The following is a 1,868-nucleotide window of genomic DNA, read 5'->3' as shown; positions in this document are numbered from 1 at the left end:
ACACAGTGGACGCGAGCAACTGAGGACAAGCCCTCGGCCTATTAGTACCAGTCAGCTCCACCCGTTGCCGGGCTTCCACATCTGGCCTATCAACCCAGTCGTCTACTGGGAGCCTTAACCAATCAAGTTGGTGGGAATACTCATCTCGAAGCAGGCTTCCCGCTTAGATGCTTTCAGCGGTTATCCTTTCCGAACGTAGCCAACCAGCCATGCCCTTGGCAGGACAACTGGCACACCAGAGGTTCGTCCGTCCCGGTCCTCTCGTACTAGGGACAGCCCTTCTCAATATTCCTACGCGCACAGCGGATAGGGACCGAACTGTCTCACGACGTTCTAAACCCAGCTCGCGTACCGCTTTAATGGGCGAACAGCCCAACCCTTGGGACCGACTCCAGCCCCAGGATGCGACGAGCCGACATCGAGGTGCCAAACCATCCCGTCGATATGGACTCTTGGGGAAGATCAGCCTGTTATCCCCGGGGTACCTTTTATCCGTTGAGCGACAGCGCTTCCACAAGCCACTGCCGGATCACTAGTCCCGACTTTCGTCCCTGCTCGACCCGTCGGTCTCACAGTCAAGCTCCCTTGTGCACTTACACTCAACACCTGATTGCCAACCAGGCTGAGGGAACCTTTGGGCGCCTCCGTTACTCTTTAGGAGGCAACCGCCCCAGTTAAACTACCCATCAGACACTGTCCCTGATCCGGATCACGGACCCAGGTTAGACATCCAGCACGACCAGAGTGGTATTTCAACGGCGACTCCACAACCACTGGCGTGGCCGCTTCACAGTCTCCCACCTATCCTACACAAGCCGAACCGAACACCAATATCAAACTATAGTAAAGGTCCCGGGGTCTTTCCGTCCTGCTGCGCGAAACGAGCATCTTTACTCGTAGTGCAATTTCACCGGGCCTATGGTTGAGACAGTCGAGAAGTCGTTACGCCATTCGTGCAGGTCGGAACTTACCCGACAAGGAATTTCGCTACCTTAGGATGGTTATAGTTACCACCGCCGTTTACTGGCGCTTAAGTTCTCAGCTTCGCCGACCCGAAAGTCGGCTAACCGGTCCCCTTAACGTTCCAGCACCGGGCAGGCGTCAGTCCGTATACATCGCCTTACGGCTTCGCACGGACCTGTGTTTTTAGTAAACAGTCGCTTCTCGCTGGTCTCTGCGGCCACCCCCAGCTCACGGAGTAAATCCGGTCACCGGTGATGGCCCCCCTTCTCCCGAAGTTACGGGGGCATTTTGCCGAGTTCCTTAACCATAGTTCACCCGAACGCCTCGGTATTCTCTACCTGACCACCTGAGTCGGTTTAGGGTACGGGCCGCCATGAAACTCGCTAGAGGCTTTTCTCGACAGCATAGGATCATCCACTTCACCACAATCGGCTCGGCATCAGGTCTCAGCCTTAACGTGTGACGGATTTGCCTACCACACGGCCTACACCCTTACCCCGGGACAACCACCGCCCGGGCTGGACTACCTTCCTGCGTCACCCCATCGCTTACCTACTACAAGTCTGGTTCGTCGGCTCCACCACTACCCTCAACTCCGAAGAGATCGGGCCGGCTTCACGGACTAAGCATCGCCTGATTCGGTATTGGGCGTTTCAAAGCGGGTACCGGAATATCAACCGGTTGTCCATCGACTACGCCTGTCGGCCTCGCCTTAGGTCCCGACTTACCCTGGGCAGATCAGCTTGACCCAGGAACCCTTAGTCAATCGGCGCACACGTTTCTCACGTGTGTATCGCTACTCATGCCTGCATTCTCACTCGTGAACCGTCCACAACTCGCTTCCGCGGCTGCTTCACCCGGCACACGACGCTCCCCTACCCATCCCAGCAGGCGTTGGCCCTATA

General features: G+C 56.7%; 1 rRNA gene. It reads right to left on the bottom strand.

Annotation, left to right across the window (positions count from 1 at the left end):
• Window positions 1–21: 21 nt before the first annotated feature.
• Window positions 22–1,868 (bottom strand): 23S ribosomal RNA (locus ABZ564_RS32710); the annotation flags it as partial.

Source organism: Streptomyces sp. NPDC019224 (assembly GCF_040632605.1).
Lineage (GTDB): Bacteria > Actinomycetota > Actinomycetes > Streptomycetales > Streptomycetaceae > Streptomyces.
This window is presented reverse-complemented; position numbering and strand designations above follow the sequence as displayed.